This window comes from Klebsiella michiganensis (assembly GCF_015139575.1).
GTDB lineage: Bacteria > Pseudomonadota > Gammaproteobacteria > Enterobacterales > Enterobacteriaceae > Klebsiella > Klebsiella michiganensis.
Window position 1 is genome coordinate 4,671,901 of sequence record NZ_AP022547.1, and the last position, 18,541, is coordinate 4,690,441.

18 protein-coding genes are annotated in these 18,541 nt (G+C 59.1%); 8 read left to right on the forward strand and 10 right to left on the reverse strand.

Annotation, left to right across the window (positions count from 1 at the left end; genetic code table 11):
- Positions 1-135: 135 nt before the first annotated feature.
- Positions 136-1,335: a multidrug efflux MFS transporter gene (locus JLG71_RS21960; RefSeq protein WP_014228136.1), complete on the reverse strand. Its 1,200-nt coding sequence runs from the start codon at positions 1,333-1,335 to the stop codon at positions 136-138.
- Positions 1,336-1,504: 169 nt separating this feature from the next.
- Positions 1,505-2,188, reverse strand: a complete 684-nt coding sequence (locus JLG71_RS21965) for an extensin-like domain-containing protein (protein WP_014228135.1) — start codon at positions 2,186-2,188, stop codon at positions 1,505-1,507.
- A 101-nt stretch (positions 2,189-2,289) separates the two neighbouring features.
- Here JLG71_RS21965 and ddlA point away from each other — a divergent pair, with 101 nt between their 5' ends.
- Positions 2,290-3,387 (forward strand): D-alanine--D-alanine ligase, encoded by a 1,098-nt coding sequence (gene ddlA, locus JLG71_RS21970; RefSeq protein ID WP_033836946.1) that lies wholly within the window; start codon positions 2,290-2,292, stop codon positions 3,385-3,387.
- Between the two features lie 115 nt (positions 3,388-3,502).
- On the opposite strand, the gene JLG71_RS21975 is transcribed toward ddlA, so the two are convergent.
- Complete coding sequence (locus tag JLG71_RS21975; RefSeq protein WP_004132489.1) at positions 3,503-3,706, reverse strand: DUF2754 family protein; 204 nt, start codon at positions 3,704-3,706, stop codon at positions 3,503-3,505.
- A gap of 255 nt (positions 3,707-3,961) precedes the next feature.
- On the opposite strand from JLG71_RS21975, the gene JLG71_RS21980 reads away from it, so the two are divergent.
- Positions 3,962-4,264 carry a DUF2755 family protein gene (locus tag JLG71_RS21980; RefSeq protein WP_009653569.1) on the forward strand — a complete coding sequence of 101 codons (303 nt, stop codon included), beginning with the start codon at positions 3,962-3,964 and terminating at the stop codon, positions 4,262-4,264.
- Here JLG71_RS21980 and JLG71_RS21985 read toward each other — a convergent pair.
- From JLG71_RS21985 to JLG71_RS21995, 3 genes are all read right to left on the reverse strand, one after another.
- Complete coding sequence (locus JLG71_RS21985) at positions 4,261-5,367, reverse strand: DUF1615 domain-containing protein (RefSeq protein ID WP_025107198.1); 1,107 nt, start codon at positions 5,365-5,367, stop codon at positions 4,261-4,263. The genes JLG71_RS21980 and JLG71_RS21985 overlap by 4 nt on opposite strands.
- Positions 5,368-5,385: 18 nt before the next feature.
- Complete coding sequence (sbmA, locus tag JLG71_RS21990) at positions 5,386-6,606, reverse strand: peptide antibiotic transporter SbmA (protein ID WP_025107199.1); 1,221 nt, start codon at positions 6,604-6,606, stop codon at positions 5,386-5,388.
- 117 nt (positions 6,607-6,723) lie between these two features.
- Complete coding sequence (locus JLG71_RS21995; RefSeq protein WP_160741885.1) at positions 6,724-7,236, reverse strand: cysteine hydrolase family protein; 513 nt, start codon at positions 7,234-7,236, stop codon at positions 6,724-6,726.
- Between the two features lie 220 nt (positions 7,237-7,456).
- Between JLG71_RS21995 and ampH the strand changes: the two genes are divergently transcribed.
- From ampH to JLG71_RS22015, 4 genes are all read left to right on the forward strand, one after another.
- Entirely contained in the window at positions 7,457-8,617 is a 1,161-nt protein-coding gene (gene ampH / locus JLG71_RS22000) for a D-alanyl-D-alanine-carboxypeptidase/endopeptidase AmpH (RefSeq protein ID WP_025107201.1), read from the forward strand.
- Positions 8,618-8,723: 106 nt separating this feature from the next.
- Complete coding sequence (gene hemB, locus JLG71_RS22005) at positions 8,724-9,698, forward strand: porphobilinogen synthase (protein ID WP_004848143.1); 975 nt, start codon at positions 8,724-8,726, stop codon at positions 9,696-9,698.
- A gap of 212 nt (positions 9,699-9,910) precedes the next feature.
- On the forward strand, positions 9,911-10,402 hold the full coding sequence (locus JLG71_RS22010) for an REP-associated tyrosine transposase (protein WP_032748194.1): 492 nt from the start codon (positions 9,911-9,913) through the stop codon (positions 10,400-10,402).
- A gap of 160 nt (positions 10,403-10,562) precedes the next feature.
- Complete coding sequence (locus JLG71_RS22015; RefSeq protein ID WP_014228127.1) at positions 10,563-12,281, forward strand: lysophospholipid acyltransferase family protein; 1,719 nt, start codon at positions 10,563-10,565, stop codon at positions 12,279-12,281.
- A 196-nt stretch (positions 12,282-12,477) separates the two neighbouring features.
- Here the strand turns inward: JLG71_RS22015 and tauD are convergent, their stop codons facing one another.
- The 4 genes from tauD to tauA are packed head-to-tail and all read right to left on the reverse strand — an operon-like array spanning position 12,478 to position 15,891.
- On the reverse strand, positions 12,478-13,329 hold the full coding sequence (gene tauD, locus JLG71_RS22020; RefSeq protein ID WP_032694131.1) for a taurine dioxygenase: 852 nt from the start codon (positions 13,327-13,329) through the stop codon (positions 12,478-12,480).
- On the reverse strand, positions 13,326-14,153 hold the full coding sequence (gene tauC / locus JLG71_RS22025; protein ID WP_032694130.1) for a taurine ABC transporter permease TauC: 828 nt from the start codon (positions 14,151-14,153) through the stop codon (positions 13,326-13,328). Before tauC ends, tauD begins: the two co-directional genes overlap by 4 nt.
- Positions 14,150-14,917, reverse strand: coding sequence for a taurine ABC transporter ATP-binding subunit (gene tauB, locus JLG71_RS22030; protein ID WP_200914325.1), 768 nt, complete (start codon positions 14,915-14,917; stop codon positions 14,150-14,152). Before tauB ends, tauC begins: the two co-directional genes overlap by 4 nt.
- Positions 14,918-14,928: 11 nt before the next feature.
- Positions 14,929-15,891, reverse strand: coding sequence for a taurine ABC transporter substrate-binding protein (gene tauA / locus JLG71_RS22035; protein ID WP_004099349.1), 963 nt, complete (start codon positions 15,889-15,891; stop codon positions 14,929-14,931).
- A 466-nt stretch (positions 15,892-16,357) separates the two neighbouring features.
- On the opposite strand from tauA, the gene JLG71_RS22040 reads away from it, so the two are divergent.
- Entirely contained in the window at positions 16,358-16,987 is a 630-nt protein-coding gene (locus tag JLG71_RS22040) for a response regulator transcription factor (protein WP_014228124.1), read from the forward strand.
- A complete protein-coding gene (locus tag JLG71_RS22045; RefSeq protein ID WP_064405121.1) occupies positions 16,987-18,528 on the forward strand; it encodes an MASE1 domain-containing sensor histidine kinase in 1,542 nt (513 codons plus the stop codon). Before JLG71_RS22040 ends, JLG71_RS22045 begins: the two co-directional genes overlap by 1 nt.
- Positions 18,529-18,541 lie beyond the last annotated feature (13 nt).

An 18,541-nucleotide genomic window follows, 5' to 3' on the forward strand; every position in this document is an offset into this window, starting at 1 on the left:
GTAACAGTCAGGAATAGAAGAGGATGAGAGGGGAAAATGATCGTTTTGTGATCGGTGATACATTTAGAGCTTCAGGAACACCGAGGCCGCTACTGACGCTGTCGCATCCATCGCGGCCGAGGAGAAAGAGCGGAATTAAGCCGCAGGACGGCGGCTGCGGCGCAGCATGATGGCCAGCTGCCAGATATTGATCAGGACAATAACCGCCGTGGCGATAAACACCCAGCGGAAGCCGGCCATGGCCGAGACCGACGCGCCAATCAGCGGCCCGGCCACGTTGCCAAGATACATAAACGACTGGTTATAGCCGAAAATACGCCCGGTGACGCTGTCGCTGCAGTATTTGAGCAGAAGCGTTTGCACCGCCGGCAGCATCGCCCCATCGGCAAAACCGAGCAGGAACCGCAGGACGCCAAGCTGGAATGGGGTCGTAACGAACGACATGGCAAAGAACATCACCACCGCGCAGCACAGCGTCGCCAGCAGGATCCGCGAGGTGCCGATCCTGTCGCCCAGTTTCCCCAGACGGGGAGCCGAAATCAGCGCCGACACGCCCGGCACGGCGGCGATCATGCCGGCGAGAAAGGCGATGTTATTGCTATCCGGCGCCATCGACTTGATAAACAGCGCCAGAATCGGGCCGATTGAGCCGTTGCACAGTTGGATCACCAGAGTGGTGAAAAACAGGCTGATCACCAGCCCCGGATAGGGCAGCGAGGCAAATACCGCCTTGCCGCTCAGCCGTTCCGCCCTGGTGACCTGCGGCCGGGCTCCCTCTTTAATCAGAAACAGCGTCACCAGGAAGCTTACGGTCAGCAAAATCGCGGTGATGATAAATACGGCGCGCAAACCGACGTGGTCGGCCAGGAAACCGCCGAGCAGCGGCCCGCCAATCACGCCGCTGATCTGCGCCGTCGACAGCGTGCTCAGCGCCCAGCCGCTACGCTCGCGCGGAACCTGAGACGCCACCAGCGCCATGGCGTTGGGAATATAGCCGGAAGTCAGTCCCATCACCGCGCGCAGGATAAACAGCTGCCAGACGTTGGTGGCGAACGCCTGAAGTAAAATGGCGATGGCCATCCCCAGCGAGGCGCGCAGCAGCATCAGCTTGCGCCCTTTGCGGTCGGCGAGGCTCCCCCACATCGGCGAGACAATCGCCGACACCAGAAAAGTGACGCTAAACGTCAGGCCCGACCACATGGATAACGCTTCATGCGAGGTCACGCCCAGTTGGGAAACGTACAGCGGCAAAAAGGGAAGAATTTGGCTGATGGCCAGGCCGGTAAAAAAACAGCCAAACCAGACGGAGATAAGATTAACCTTCCAGGATTCCATAACTACGCGTATTCATTAATTTTTTGGCAATTATTAACTAGCTTAGCAATTTCCCCTGTCCGACGTACTACCAGAGATGCGCTGACGGCGAGTTTAGTGTTTTATGACACCAGATTGCCCTATTGCGAATAATTTCATGGTGAAAAGCGTGGTATACAGCGAGTTATGCTCAGAAACAGAACCCCTGGCCGCGCATACCGAGGTGAAAATGGTTCGCATGGGCCGCGTTATAGTCCGGCCCTAAAGCGTTGCCGTAATAGCTGCAACCGCCGGCCAGTAACGCCTGTAGCCAGGGGTGATACTGCGCATCGGGCCACCCTTTCAGCACGCTGATGCGTCGGCCATCGGCCAAACGAAAGCCGCTGATATCCAGCGCCTCCGCGGTAGCGTGCTCGCTGCGCCGCGCGTTCTGACGATGGTAAATATTACGGCAGGCATAGCTGCCAAAATGGTCGACCTGGCGGAGCTCTTGCCCCAGCATCCGCCGAGTCAGCGGTTTCGCCTGCTGTTGCAGATACAGCGCGCTGCTTAACGCCAGCGGGCAGCTGGCGAGGAAGCTGCTGCTGAGCTTTACCGCGCCAAAATCGCGTACCCGAACCACGTTTTGCAGGGGGCACTCTCCCCCGCTATCGGCCACTGCCCGGCTGGTGATGAGATTTCGCTGATTCGCTTCCTTCAGCAGGTTGGCGCACTGTCCGGGCGTCAATCGCCGCAGCTTATAGTGGGTGATGAACCCCGGCGGATCCTCCAGACGCAGCGGCGCCAGCGGGTTATAGTGCGCGGGAAGATAACGATAGCCGTAATATCCGGCCGCCAGCAGCGCCAACAGAACGATAAGCCCTTTTCCTTTCACGCGCTGCCTCCCAATGCTTTACCCGGTGAATATTATGGCAGCCAGGCGGCCGTTTCACATGCTATGTTATGCCCTTTGATGTAATCATGATGGAAGTTGAAATGGCTAAGATGAGGGTTGGGATCGTTTTCGGCGGTAAGTCGGCAGAACATGAAGTATCGCTACAGTCAGCGAAAAATATCGTGGAAGCCATCGACAAAACGCGCTTCGACGTCGTTTTGCTGGGGATTGATAAGCAGGGGCAGTGGCATATCAACGACGCCAGCAACTATCTGCTCAATCCGCAGGACCCCGCCCATATTGCCCTGCGCCCATCCGATATTACCCTGGCGCAAATTCCCGGACGCGAAGCGCAGCAGCTGATTAACGCCGATAGCGGCCAGCCGCTGGCGGCCATCGACGTCATTTTCCCGATTGTTCACGGCACCCTTGGGGAAGATGGTTCTCTGCAGGGTATGCTGCGGATGGCTAACCTGCCCTTCGTCGGCTCCGACGTCCTCGGCTCCGCCGCCTGCATGGACAAAGACGTGACCAAGCGTCTGCTGCGCGATGCCGGGCTGTCGATTGCGCCTTTTATTACCCTGACCCGCGCCAACCGTCATCAGGTGAGCTTTGCCGAAGTGCAGGCGAAGCTGGGCATGCCGCTGTTCGTCAAACCGGCGAACCAGGGCTCCTCGGTGGGCGTCAGCAAGGTCAACAGCGAAGAGCAGTATCAGCAGGCCGTCGCCCTGGCCTTCGAATTTGACCATAAAGTGGTGGTTGAACAGGGGATTAAAGGGCGTGAGATCGAGTGCGCGGTATTGGGCAACGATAATCCCCAGGCCAGCACCTGCGGTGAAATCGTCCTCAACAGCGAATTCTACGCCTATGACACCAAGTACATTGACGATCAGGGCGCGAAGGTGGTGGTTCCGGCGGCCATCGACAGCGATGTAAACGATAAAATTCGCGATATCGCCGTTCGCGCCTATCAGACCCTCGGCTGCTGCGGGATGGCGCGCGTCGATGTGTTCCTGACCGCCGATAACGACGTGGTGATTAACGAAATCAATACGCTGCCGGGCTTCACCAACATCAGCATGTATCCGAAGCTATGGCAGGCCAGCGGTCTGGACTATACCAGCCTGATTAGCCGCCTGATTGAGCTGGCGCTTGAGCGTCACGCCGCCGATCGGGCGCTGAAAACATCGATGAATTAAGCCCGGGTAAGCGTTTAGGCCGCGACCCGGGGAGTGCGCCGGGGTTGATGTATCAGCCCGGCATCTTCCCGGCTCGCGCTGCGCTTAGCCGGGCTACGGGTTCACCACCTCCGGTTCACGCTTCCTCTGCCGGGCGGCGGCGAATAATAAACCCGGCAATCCAGAAGCTAATGACCCACGTCACCAGCCCAACCGCGTAAGAACGCCAGCCTTCGGTTTCATATCCGAGCAGCCCGACCACGCCATTCATAATAAAAATTAACCCCAGCGCTACCGCGTAGTAGTGCCAATCGCGGCGGATTTTTTCCGTGAGTTTCATAACCACTCCGACAACAAAAAAAGCATCTTCGCATAGCCGCCACCGCGGGTCTGTAGCGGCGTTGAGAATTGTCGCACATTGCGATATCGGTCTAAATTTCACAAATTTGTAGCAAACTCACAACCCGATGAAATCAGGAATATTCCTGGGCGGAAATTACCAGCAATCTGATACTGAAATCCCCCCTTCGTTGCCAGAATTACCCTCTACGTCGCCGTGGAAAAAACGGCAAGAAAGTGAAGTACGGAGGTCAAGATGGCAGAGTTCACTTTTGCAAAGACCGTCAACGGCGGCAAAAAGAGGGGCTCTCTCACCGGCAGCAACATCGCTTACGCTCTGTTTGTGCTGTTTTGCTTCTGGGCCGGTGCGCAAATGCTGAGTATGCTGATCCACGCGCCCGGCGTTTTTGAGCATCTGATTCAAATGCAGGACAGCAGCCGCCCGCGGGTCGAGATTAGCCTGGTGGTCGGTACCCTGTTCGGCCTGATTCCCTTCCTGGCGGGCTGCGTGCTCATTGGTATTCCTGGGCTGATATTCCGCTGGCGCAGCCGCCGCTAACGGCGCGCCATACAGCTGGCCCGCCGGTCGTCAACGCGTTTGGCAAACCAGGCGGTCGTCAGGTTACGGGTGATTTTCGGGCTCTCAAGCTGAATGCCCGGCAGCACCTCCCGCGGGAGCGTTTTGCCGGCTTTCTTATCGGCAATGCGAAACACCTGCTTATAGAGATCGCTCTCTTCAAACGCCAGGGTGTCGCCCTTCTTTAACTGACGATGGATATCATCATCGCTCATTGCCAGCTGTGAGGATAACCGGCGCACCGCCAGTTCAGTGGTTCCGGCCTCATCGCTATCGTAGCGAATCAAATCGCCATCCAGCGCCAGCTTCACGCCCGTCGCTTTAGAGACGGCGTTCTGGAAGGCGGCGTTACGGCTGGCGTACCATCCGGCGTTGAAATCAGCAAAACGGTACAGCGGCACGCTGTAGTTCGCCGGATAGTTCAACAGATGATAGGTGCCGAACCACAGACCGCCGCGCAGGCTGAACACCTCCTGGCGCACGGTACCGTCGATTTTCCACGGGTAGCCGTCGGTATGCTGCTCGGCGAAGGCGATGCTGACCTGCATCGGGCCGCCGGTATGCACCGGGTTCAGCGAGCCGAACAGCTTCTGCCCCATCGGCACCATGCCGATAAAATCATCGAAAATCGCGCTCAGCTGCTTTTCGGTTTTCACGCTATCGAGGCGTTCGCTATAGCTTTTGCCGTTGGGCGATTTGATTTTCAGCGCGGTATGCACCAGAAAAACCGGGATATGCATTTTCTCCGCCCGGCGGTCAATCTCCTGCCAGGCGATTTTATTCAGCCCCGGCACCGCCGGGTCGGCCTGATAGTTGGACTCCTGCTGCGCCACCGCCAGCACCGAACAGACGTTCTCTTCCGTCGGCGCCAGCTTCTGGCTGGCAAAGGTTTTGGCGATGGCCTGCGCCCATGCCTCGCGATCTTTCACGCTGGCGGGCATTTTCTGCCGCACCACCGCGGCAACATCAATCGCCTTTTCGCCCTTTTTCAGCTCCGGCTCCGGCTTGCTGGAGCAGGCGCTTAGGACAATCCCTGCCAGTAGCGTCAGGGTGAGAGAAGTGATTCTGGATTGCGCTACCGGCATGGTTCATCCTTGCGTTGATCAACTTAATGTTTGCGTCACGGTCTGCAGCTCTTTGCCATCCAGCTCGCGCTCGAAGCTGCGCAGACGTTTGTAGATAGACATCAGCTCAACCAGTGTAGTCCATGAGCTAATCAGATACTGGAACGAACCGCGAACCTGGCCAAAGACGTTGGTGATCTGGGTCATCAGGCCCAGCGTAATCGTACCGGCAACAATCGACGGAAACAGCAGGAACAAACCGAAAACGTTATCCACCTGCAGATACAGAATACGGGCGATATTGAAATACATGTAGTGGAAATAGAGGCGGAAATAGTTGCGGCGCACGGCGCCAAAGAGCTCACGCACCGTCGGCGGCGTCGCGCGGTTGGCGTCATCTTCGCCGTACACCAGCTCTTTACGATAGGCGGCCTCAACGCGCTGGTTTTTGAACTCCAGGCCGGGCAGCTTGATCCCCACCACCGCCAGCAGGCCGGTACCCATTAACGACCAGATGATGGCGGCAATCACCAGGCCGTAAGGCAGGTGGCCGACAATCGGTAAATCCGGGACGTGCGCGGAGAGCGTCACCAGCACCGGCAGGAAGGCGATAAGGGTCATCACCGCGTTAAGGAAGCTGACGCCCATGCTCTCCAGGGTGGAAGCAAAGCGCATGGTATCTTCCTGCACACGCTGCGCGGCGCCTTCGATATGGCGCAGATGCTGCCAGTGCGCCATATAGTGTTCGTTCATGGCGGTACGCCAGCGGAAAACGTAGTGGCTGACGAAGAAGTTGTTCATCACCCCGATGACCACCGCGATAAGCGCGATGCCGAGAAAGATGCCAATCTCCTGATAAAACTGGTTAATGCTGACCTTATGCGGCGTCGCCAGCGCGGCCTGAATAAGATCGTAGAACGGGGCGTACCAGGCGTTTATCGCCACCCCGACCTCGACCAGAAACCAGGTGACGAAAATAATAAGCGAGGTGCCGAGGATCGACCAGTACTGCCAGCGGTGGGGGCTGTAAATAAACCAAAAGAGGGCGAAAACGCCCACGCAGAATACGTAGAACGCGTAGAACACCAGGTAATTGAGCGACCAAAAGCGCGCCGCGCTAATCGCCACATCCTGGGATGCGCCAGTGACCCGCAGCAGCCAGTCGCCGCCGCCCGCCTGCCAAAAGATCACCGCCAGCAGCGACCAGATAAAGGCAGAAATAAAAAACGGCCCCGGTTTGGGGAAAAAGGATTTAAACATCATGCTCTCCTGCTAACTTCTTTTTCGTTTTGCTGTGCTGTGTACCACAAAGACGCCCGCCGCAAAGCCGTCGCAGCGAAGCAAAGTGGGCGGATGATGAGACCGGATATCAGCAGCTTAGTTCGCCGACCATCCGTTCAGAATTGTTTCTGTCGATTTCACCTGTAAAGGATTGCCCGGAACGGTCAGCGTACGCCACACCTCGTTGTAGTGGGCGATCAGCGTGACGGCCTGCGCCGCCGGGCGGTTGGCTGTGGTATGGGCATCTTCAGCGACGGTAATCGCATAGCCCCGGCTGGCGCCGTTTTTGATGGTGGTATCTACGCAGTAGTCGGTGGCGCAGCCGCAAATCACAAACTGCGTGATGTGATGTTCGCGCAGCACCTCTTCCAGGCGGGTGCGGTAAAAGGCGTCGCAGGCGGTCTTGGTCACGAACAACGCGCCTGCCGGCTGGTGCAGTTCAGGCAGCAAAGCAAAACCTTCGCTCCCCTCTTCCAGACCGCCCTCTTCGCAGTGCTGAATGAAGATAACGGTATCCGCGGCGTTTATCAGGCGGTTAATTTGCGCCGCGCAGCGCTCGCGTTCAATACGCGGCGTCGCGAAAACGCCGTTTTGCATATCCACTACCATCACTACCCGTTTCGCCGCCATCGTCTCTTGCCACCCATGTTTAGCCAAAACGAATATCATACGCGCCCGCAGGCGAAAGCCGCTATCCGAAAGCAAAAAAAGGATTTTTTACGCCAGGTTACGTTTTTCCGCACAGAATGGCGTTATTAGCGCTTTGCTCGACGGCGCTTCGTAGTATAAATACGCTCTATATTTTTCTTCACCATGATGGATGCCCCCGTTGAAACGTAGTCTGCTCATTTTTGCTGCGCTGTGCGCGGCGTCGTTGACATCGGTCCAGGCCGCGCAGCCGAGCGTCGACCCGGAATTCGCTGCGGATGTTGTCGACCGTTACGCTAACCATATCTACTACGGCAGCGGCGCGATCGGCATGGCGCTGGTGGTTATCGATGGTAACCAGCGCGTATTCCGCAGCTTCGGCGAGACGCGCCCGGGCAATAATGAGCACCCGCAGCTCGATTCGGTGATTCGCATCGCCTCCCTGAGCAAGCTGATGACCAGCGAAATGCTGGTCAAACTTCTCGACCAGGGCGTGGTGAAGCTCAACGATCCGCTGAGCAAATACGCCCCGCCGGGCGCGCGCGTGCCGACATATCAGGGAGCGCCCATTACGCTGGTGAATCTGGCGACCCATACCAGCGCCCTGCCGCGCGAGCAGCCCGGCGGCGCGGCGCATCGTCCGGTGTTCGTCTGGCCGACGCGCCAGCAGCGCTGGAACTGGCTCTCCACGGCCACGTTAAAAGCCGCGCCGGGTTCCCAGGCCGCCTATTCCAATCTGGCGTTCGATTTACTGGCCGATGCGCTCTCTACCGCCGCGGGCAAGCCCTGGCCGCAGCTGTTTGAAGAGCAGATTACCCGTCCGCTGGGGATGAAAGACACCACCTTTACGCCTTCGCCCGATCAGTGCCGGCGCCTGATGATCCCGGAGAAAGGGGCCAGCCCGTGCAACAATACGCTGGCGGCCATCGGCAGCGGCGGCGTTTACTCCACGCCTGGCGATATGATGCGCTGGATGCAGCAGTTCCTCTCTTCCGATTTCTTCACCCGCGGGCAGCAGGCGGACCGGATGCAGACGCTCATTTATCAACGCAGCCAGCTGACGAGGGTGATCGGGATGGACGTGCCGGGCAAAGCCGATGCGCTGGGTCTCGGCTGGGTCTACATGAAGCCGAAAAACGGCCAGCCGGGCATTATTCAGAAGACCGGCGGCGGCGGCGGTTTTATCACCTACATGGCGATGAACCCGCAGGCTAACGTCGGCGCCTTCGTGGTGGTCACCCGCTCTTCATTGACGCGTTTCAACAACATGAGCGATGGCGTCAACGAGCTGGTCAGCGAATTAAGCGGCGACCGCCCCGGGATTGAGACCGCCAGCCAGTAACCTGTTGGGATGTTTTGCCGACGATAGATAAGGATCGTTTTGGCGAAACATCCCGCCGCCAATTGAGGTAAACTCGCTTTTTTCATTTCACAAAATCAGGCAAACCATGACAGATTTAATCACTCGCCCGCGCCGACTGCGCAAGTCCGCTTCGCTACGTGCCATGTTTGAAGAGACAACACTGAGTTTGAACGACCTGGTGTTGCCGATCTTTGTTGAAGAAGAAATCGACGATTACAAAGCCATCGAAGCGATGCCCGGCGTGATGCGTATTCCGGAAAGACACCTGGCGCGCGAAATCGAGCGCATCGCCAACGCCGGTATCCGTTCGGTGATGACCTTCGGGATTTCCCATCATACCGATGCCGTTGGCAGCGATACCTGGAACGAAAACGGCCTGGTGGCGCGCATGTCCCGCATCTGTAAAGAGGCGGTGCCGGAGATGATCGTGATGTCCGACACCTGTTTCTGCGAATACACCTCCCACGGCCACTGCGGCGTGCTGTGCGACCACGGTGTCGATAACGATTTAACCCTTACCAACCTCGGTAAGCAGGCGGTGGTCGCCGCTGCCGCAGGCGCGGATTTTATCGCCCCGTCCGCCGCGATGGACGGCCAGGTGCAGGCCATTCGCCAGGCGCTGGACGCCGCCGGATTTACCGATACGGCGATTATGTCCTACTCCACTAAGTTCGCTTCATCGTTCTATGGTCCGTTCCGCGAAGCCGCGGGTACCGCGCTGAAAGGCGATCGTAAAACCTATCAGATGAGCCCTATGAACCGCCGCGAAGCGATTCGCGAATCGCTGCTGGACGAAGCCCAGGGCGCCGACTGCCTGATGGTCAAACCGGCCGGTCCCTATCTCGATATCCTGCGCGATCTGCGCGAGCGCACCAACCTGCCGCTCGGCGCGTACCAGGTGAGCGGTGAATACGCGATGATTAAGTTCGCCGCCCAGGCCGGCGCTATCGATGAAGAGAAAGTGGTGCTGGAAAGCCTCGGCGCAATCAAGCGCGCCGGCGCGGATCTGATCTTCAGCTACTTCGCCCTCGATCTCGCCGAAAAGAAAATCCTGCGTTAATTCGGCTATTACCGTTCCCCGGTCGCGCTACGCTTACCGGGGCTACAAACCTGCTCCGGTAGCCCGGGTAAGGCGTCAGCCGCAACCCGGGGAATTTCTCTGCTGCAAAAAGTTGCGAGACTCTTTCCACCATTATCTTTGGATTCTTGCCAGACTGTTACCCCGACTCTACCCTGCCGCTTAAGACGCTATCTTTTGCAAAGGAGCGCTGCATGGTGGCCTACCGTCGTTATTACCTGAAGGGTGGAACCTGGTTTTTTACAGTTAATTTGCGAAACCGAAAAAGCAGACTTCTGACCGAGCACATCGGTACTTTACGTCACGCCATCCTCACCATCAAACGGCGAAAACCCTTTTACATTGATGCATGGGTTATCCTTCCTGAACATCTTCATTGCATCTGGACATTACCCGGAGACGATAGCGATTTCTCCGCCAGATGGCGGGACATAAAAGGTTGCTTTAGCAAAGCATTAAAACAAGAAAATGTCTGGCAACCGCGTTTCTGGGAACATGCAATCCGCGATGAAGAAGACTACCGCCGGCATATCGATTACACCTACATTAATCCTGTAAAACACGGTTGGGTACGACAGGTTTGTGATTGGCCTTTTTCAACCTTTCACCGGGATGTACGCCGCGGGTTATATCCCGATAATTGGGGTGGCGAAATTCACGATTTTTTGTGCGGCGAACGCCAGTAACCCCCCGGTCGCGCTACGCTTACCGGGGCTACGATCTGCTCCGGTAGGCCGGGTAAGGCGCCAGCCGCAACCCGGGGAAATATCCCAAATCTTCACTCAACTGTAATCTGAGCGACATCTGCGCCTTCTACTGTCTGGGCAGGACGGAGGAGGTGCCGCTATGTTTAGTCTCGACAATGTCATCGATGACCTGTGGCCTCAGGCAAAGCCAGCGCTCTGGCAGAAAAAGGTGCTGAAAAAGCTCCTGCATGAGGAAGAGTTTCAGCAGTTTGCCGCGCGTCATCATCACCTGAAAGGACTGGATACGGTCGAACAGGTGCTCGAACATCTTAATATCCGCTGCGCTATCCCGGCGCACGATCTCGAACAAATCCCCGAACATGGCCCGCTGGTCATTATCGCCAACCACCCCACCGGTACGCTTGACGGCCTGGCCCTGCTCTACGCGGTGTCCCGCGTGCGTCGCGACGTCAAAGTGGTCACCAACCGCATGCTGACCCACCTTGAACCGCTGAGCTCGCTGTTTATTCCGGTCGATAATATCAACGGCCGAACCGCCAAAGCGGCGCTGCAGCAGATGGACCAGCAGTTGCAAAACGGCGGCGTGCTGATTTTCTTCCCGGCGGGTGAAGTTTCACGCCTCACCCGGCGCGGTATTCGCGATAAAAAATGGCACTCCGGATTTATTAAGCTGGCGGCGAAATACCGCGCCCCGCTGCTGCCGGCGTGGATCCGCGCGCGCAACAGCGCGCTGTTTTACGCCAGCACGCTGATTTCCGATAGCCTGCCGCTGCTGCTGCTGATGCAGCAAATGTTTCGCCGCCGCAACGGTAGCCTGCCGGTTAATTTCGGCCAACAGATTGCCTGGTCAAGCTGGTTCGATCCTCAGCGCTCTGTTCGCGAGCTGACCGAACGCTGCTATCGCCACCTGGAGCTGCTGGCAAAAGGGCAGCCCGGCGTATTTAAAAGCGAAAGCGCTATCGCCCGACCCGAAGACCGCGCCCTGCTCAAGCGCGAACTGGGACGGGCGGAAACGCTGGGGCGCACGGCGGATGGCAAAGTGATTTATCTCTGGCAGCGCCGCGGCCAGGAAGATGCGCCAGTGCTGCGCGAACTGGGCCGCCTGCGGGAAATCGCCTTCCGCGCGGTGGGCGAAGGCAGCGGCAAACGTCGCGACGTTGACGGTTACGACGACGACTATCTGCATCTGATTCTGTGGGATGAAGAAGACCTGGAAATCGTCGGCGCTTACCGCTTTATGCCGACCGCGATGCAGCTGGAAAAGCGCGGCCTGAACGGCGTCTATAGCTACAGCCTGTTCCATTACGACGCGCGCATGGACGATATTCTGCAGCACGGGATTGAGCTGGGGCGCAGCTTTATCCAGCCGCGCTACTGGGGCCGCCGCGGACTGGACTACCTGTGGTCCGGCATCGGCGCGTATCTGGCGCGCTATCCGCACTATCGCTATCTGTTCGGCCCGGTGTCGATTTCCGGCGGGCTGCCGCCGTCGGCGCGCGATCTGCTGGTCGCGTTCTATCGACTGTGGTTCCCGGCGACGCATCCGCTGGCGGAGTCGCGTCGCCCTTATCCGGCCTCGCTGCCCGATGTGCTGGCGCAGTTTGGCGGAGAAGATTACAACGACGATCTGGCGCGGCTGAAGTCCCTGCTCGGCAATCTCGGCTGCGCGATCCCGCCGCTGTATAAGCAGTACTCGGAAGTTTGCGAGCCGGGCGGCGTACAGTTTATCGATTTCGGCAGCGACCCGGATTTCAACAACTGCGTGGATGGTCTGGTGCTGGTGGACTTGACCTACCTGAAGGCGAACCGCTATCAGCGCTATATTGGGGTACATCTGGACGCGCAAAAATCGGCATAAAAGCCTTTTCCCGGAGGCGGCGCGTTTATCGTAGGTTGTTTCCCGGCTTGCGGCGCATTGCGCCTTAGCCGGGCTACGGGTTTACCGCTTTCTGCGGACCGGTAGCCCGGACAAGGCGCGTTAAGCGCCGCCTCCGGGAAGCCACGTACAATACCGCTTCCGATGTTCTCCACGGCGCGCGGCTGGGCTACAAGCATTACCCCGCCCGATAATAGGGTTTATCCCCGAGAATCGTCGCCCGGTGCATAATGCGCCGCTGCGGCAGGTAATCGGCATTGGCGTAGTGCTGGGTGACGCGGTTATCCCAAATGGCCACGTCGTTCGGCTGCCAGCGCCAGCGCACCTGGAAGTCCGGTTTAGTAACGTGAGCAAACAGGAAGCCGAGCAGCGCCTCGCTCTCTTTCTCCGTGACGTCGACGATGCGGGTGGTAAAGCCCTCATTGACAAACAGCGCCTGCTTCCCGGTCACCGGATGGGTGCGCACCACCGGATGCAGCAGCGGCGGATTTTTCGCGACCGCCTCCAGCCAGCGCTGATGCTCCTCTTCGCTTTTGCGGTATTTGTACTCCTGAAACGATTTGCGAAAATCATGCTCCGCGCGCAGGCCGCTTAACAGCTGGCGCAAAGGCGCGGAGAGCGCCTCATAGGCCGCAATGCCGCTGGTCCACAGGGTGTCGCCGCCGGTTGACGGCAGCTCTTTTGCCGCGAGGATCGCCCCGGCGGGCGGCGTCTCAATAAAGGTGACATCGGTGTGCCAGTTATCATTATCCGGCGGATTATCGTCATGGGTATCAAGCACGATAATCTCATCCACGCCGGGCGCGTGCGGATAGACCGGATGAATATGCAGGTCGCCAAAGCGCAGGGCGAGATCCCGCTGCTGCTCGGGAGTGATGTTTTGCTCACGCAGGAACACCACCTGGTGACGCAGCACCGCGTGATACAGCTGCTCAAACTGGTTGTCGCTCAGCGGGCGAGTGATGTCGACACCGGATACCTGCGCACCAATATACGGCCCCAGCGGGGTAATGCTTAAACGTTCGCTCATTGTACTTCTCCATGCCAGGGCGTCAGGCGACGCTGCAACGCGCGCAGCCCCAGTTCCAGTAAAAAGGCGATGATGGCAATCACCGCGATCCCGGCCAGCACCACGTCGGTGGCGAGGAACTCACCGGCGGACTGCACCATAAAACCTAACCCGCGGGTGGCGGCAATCAGCTCCGCGGCCACCAGCGTCGACCAGCCCACGCCGAGCCCAATGCGCAGGCCGGTGAGGATCTCCGGCAGCGCGCCGGGCAGGATCACCAGCCACAGCACCTGCGCCCGGCTGGCTCCTAAAGATTGCGCGGCGCGAATGCGCACCTGCTGGGCGCTCTTAACCCCCGCCAGCGCCGACATCGCCACCGGCGCGAATATCGCCAGGTAGATCAGCAGGATCTTCGAGGTCTCGCCGATGCCGAACCAGATCACCATCAGCGGTAAATAGGCCAGCGGCGGCACCGGGCGATAAAGCTCGATCAGCGGGTCGAGGATCCCGCGTACCGTGGGGCTCAGCCCCATGGCGATCCCCACCGGCACGCCGAGCAGTACCGCCGCCAGCAGCGCGATAACGATACGCGTCAGGCTCGCCGCCAGGTGCTGCCAGAGGGTGGCGTCCATAAAACCCTGCGGACCGGCAATAGTGATAAGTTTCTGCAATACCTGTCCCGGGGGCGGCAGAAACAGCGGACTAATCAGCTGCAGGGCGGCAACGGCCCACCAGATAGCCAGCAGTACCGCCAGGGTCGCCACGCTCAGGCTGAGCTGACGCGAGAGCGGCCAGCGCCACTTCAGCCCCCGCTGACGCGGTTTGTCATTGATGACCACGCTCATGAGAAAGCCTCCCGTTGTTCAAATACCCGGCTGAGGACGTATTCGCGCTGTTCGATAAACCGCGGGTCCGATTTAATGCTGCGGCAGGATTCACCGGCGACGAAGCGGCGGCCAAAATCGAGCGGCAGCCGTTCGAGCACCCGGCCCGGCCCCGGCGAGAGTAGTACCAGTTCGGTGGCCATAAACACCGCCTCTTCGATATCGTGGGTAATCAGCAGCACCTTCTTACCGGTCTCATGCCACAGGCTGAGCAACAGGGTTTGCATCTGCTCGCGGGTAAAGGCATCCAGCGCGCCAAACGGCTCGTCGAGCAGCAGCAGCTGCGGGTTGGCCGCCAGCGCGCGGGCAATCCCTACCCGCTGGCGCTGGCCGCCGGAGAGCTGCCAGACAAAGCGCTTTTCCGCTCCCTCAAGGCCCACTTTTTTTAGCATCTGCGCGGCGGTTGCCCGGCGCTGCGTTTTGTCGACCCCGGCCAGCTGCAGCCCGAGCGCAACGTTATCCTGCACGTTGCGCCACGGCAGCAGCCCTTCGTGCTGAAACACCACGCCGCGATCGGCGCCCGGCCCTTCAACCCGCTGGCCTTCAAGGGTGATGCTGCCGTGCTGATAAGGCACGAATCCGGCAATCAGGTTCAGCAGCGTGGTTTTACCGCAGCCGGAGGGCCCCAGGACCACCAGCAGTTCGCCGCTGTCCAGCGTCAGGTTGATATCCGCCTGCGCCGGTTTACCGCCGTAATCGGCGGAAAGATGCGAGATTTGCAGCATCATGACCTCCTTTACTTCACAAAACGGTCGGTGACGTACTGGCTGTAGTCGCTACCGGCGGCGGGCACTTTGCCCTGCTCTTTCAGGAATTTAGCGGTGTCGATGATGGCTTTATTCACCGGTCCGTTCAGCTCCTGCGCCTGCTGGGCGGCGGTCAGGTAGGTATTGCCTTTCACCAGCCCCGGGACGTCGGCTTCCGGTACGCCGCTTAAGCGCGCCAGCTTGCTGATGTTCTCCGGCTGCTTCAGCCACTCATCCGGGTTGGCGATATAGGGCTGCTGCGCGTCAATGGCGCTTTTGGCGAAGGCTTTGACGATGTCAGGATGCTTTTCGGCAAAGTCTTTGCGTACCACCCACACGTCCAGCGTCGGCGCGCCCCACTCGCCCACCTGCGACGAGTCGGTGAGAACCGTGCCGTCTTTTTCCAGCGCGTTAACCGCCGGCGCCCAGACGTAGGCGCCGTCAATGTCGCCACGCTGCCAGGCGGCAATAATCGCCGGCGGCTGCAGGTTGAGGATCTGCACCTGCCCCGGTTTAATCCCCCAGTGCTTCAGCGCCGACAGCAGGCTGTAGTGGGTGGTGGAGATAAATGGCACGGCGATGCGTTTGCCGATCAGGTCCTGCGGTTTGGTGATGCTCTTCTTCACTACCAGCGCTTCGGAGTTACCGAGCTTTGAGGCCAGCAGAAAGACTTCAATCGGCACCTGCTGGGTGGCGGCGACCGCCAGCGGGCTGGAGCCGAGGTTGCCGATCTGCACGTCGCCGGAAGCCAGCGCCCGCACGATGCTCGCGCCGCTGTCAAACTTGCGCCAGTCGACGGTCGCCCCGCTCGCTTTGGCGAAAGTGTTGTCCGCCTGGGCGACTTTCGCCGGCTCGGCGGAGGTCTGATACGCCACGGTAACGTTGACCGCCTGGGCCTGGAACGCCGCCAGCGCCAGCGCGGCAATGAGTGTGATACGCGATGATAGTGCCATAGTGTCTGCTTCCCTTATCCCCGTCATACTTCGAGTAGCATGTGCGTTGGCTGCACTCGTTCTTCCCTGTCACATAGTTATCTATGCTCCAGGATCGCCCGAGTTTGCCGCCTTCCTGCTACTCGAATTATTTAGGGGTATGTGTGTTATGGGTGCAGTATTTCCGGCGCGATGCGTTTGATGAAGTAATTAAAAATTCTTGCTAAGAACAAAGCGTTTTTAGAAAAAAATCGGCAATGCTTATACACAAAATCATTCATGCTGCATCGAGGCGGCAAGGTTGTTCGTCCCCGGGAGCTGACATAAGTCAGTGACCGGGGCGGGCAAACGAAGCCAACAAAGAGGCAGCTTGAAGGATGAAGTGTATTGCGATTTTGTTACATTCATTGCATAACTGCGCCTGATTGATTGCCAGCGCAGCGGCGGCAGGCATCATAGAACCATGATGCGCTGAGAGAGAAGAAACATGATTCGAGTGGTGCTGGTCGATGACCATGTGGTGGTGCGTTCAGGCTTTGCGCAGTTACTCAGCCTCGAAGAAGATCTCGAGGTGGTTGGCCAGTTCAGCCGCGCGGCGGAAGCCTGGCCGGCGCTGCTGCGCGACGACGTCGACGTGGCGGTCATGGATATCGCCATGCCGGATGAGAACGGCCTGAGCCTGCTAAAGCGCCTGCGCGCGCAAAAGCCGCAGTTCCGCGCCATTATTCTCAGTATTTACGACACCCCCACCTTCGTGCAGAGCGCGCTTGATGCCGGCGCCAGCGGCTATTTGACCAAACGCTGCGGCCCGGAAGAGTTGGTCCAGGCGGTGCGTTCCGTCGGTATGGGCGGACACTACCTGTGCGCCGATGCGCTGCGGGCGCTGCGCGGCGGAGAGCAACCGGCGCAGGTGCTGGAAGTGCTCACCCCGCGTGAACGCGAAGTATTTGATTTGCTGGTTAAAGGCGACAGCGTCAAGGAGATCGCCTTTAAGCTCGAACTCAGCCACAAAACGGTTCACGTCCATCGCGCCAACGTGCTGGGCAAACTACAGTGTCACAGCACCATTGATCTGGTCCATTTCGCCCTCGACCACCAGCTGCTGGCGGGTCATTAATGTCGCGCAGCCTTCGCCACAGCGTCATCTCGCTGTTCATCGTGCTGGCCTGGGGAAGCGGCTGGCTGATGCTGTGGACGCTCGGATTTTACCTGACCCATAACGGCCAGCAGGCGGCGCTGTTCCTGCCGCACGGCGTCTATCTGGCGCTGCTGATCCTGCTTTCGCGCCGCTACTGGCCCGCGCTGGTGCTGCCTCCGGTGCTGATGCTGCTCTGGCTGCACGGCGAACAGCTGCTGAACGGCTATATTCTGCTGGCCGCGCCGTTGATCGGCCTGCTTCCCGCCGGCATCGCCCAACAGTTCTGGCACCGCTTTCCCCTTTACTGGCAGCGGCTGACGCTGCTGCTGGCCACGGTTACCGCCAGCGCGCTGCTCAACACCGCCCTGCTCTCGCCGTTTGTGAAAAGCCCGGCGATGATGCTCGGCCTGGCCTCGTTTACCGGCGGGGTGCTGCTGACGCCGTTTGTCTATCTGATTTTTGAATTCCTGCGCCAGCAGCACCGCTACCACCTGCTGGGGCTGGATACCAATAATCCGCCGCTGCGCACCTCATTGATCATCTGGTGCAGCCTGTTCTTTATTATCGGCATCGGCACCCAGATGGTTCTGTCGCCGGAAATCGAGCGTCTGCTGTTAATTGTGGTGTTTCTGCCCAACGTGGTGATGGCGTGGAAGTTCGGCTGGCAGGGCGGCGTTCTCTCCGGTCTGCTGGGCAGCATGATGATCACCATCGCCCGCCAGGTTGGCGTCGGATTCAGCAACCTGGTGGAGCTGGAGATTTTTCTGGCGACCCAGGCGCTCCTCGGTATCGGGCTGGGGATTGCCATCAGTCGCCAGCAGCACCTGGCGCAAAACCTGCACCACTATCGCCAGCGGCTGGAGGCGGAGCTGGCGGCCCGGCGGGCGCTGGCCGAAAAGCTGATCCATACCGAAGAGGATACGCGCAAAAGCCTGGCGCGCGAGCTGCACGACGAAATCGGCCAGAATATTACCGCCATTCAGATCCAGTCGCAGCTGGTGAAGCGGGCGCGCGATCCGGCGCAAACCCAGGCCGCCGCCAGCCAGATTAACGATCTCGCCCGGCGTATTCACCACTCCACCCGCCAGCTGCTGCGCCAGCTACGCCCGCCGGCCCTCGATGAGCTGTCGTTTAAAGAGGCGCTACACCATTTGCTCAATGAGTTTGCCTTTGCCGAGCGCGGTATCCGCTGTCGCTTTGACTACCGGCTCATCGCCACGCCGGAGAGCGAAACGGTGCGCTTCACCCTCTATCGGCTGCTACAGGAACTGCTTAATAACGTCTGTAAGCACGCCGACGCCAGCGAGGTCGCCATTGCCCTGTATCAGCAGGGGACGCTGCTGCGCCTGGAGGTGAAGGACAACGGTATCGGCATCAGCCCCGACAAAATGGCCGGCTTCGGCATTCAGGGCATGCGTGAGCGGGTCAGCGCCCTGGGCGGAGAGCTGACGCTGGAGTCGCAGCGCGGCACACGCGTAATTGTTAACTTGCCCACAAATTTGCAACAAACAGCCGGCTAACCAGGAAAAAGTC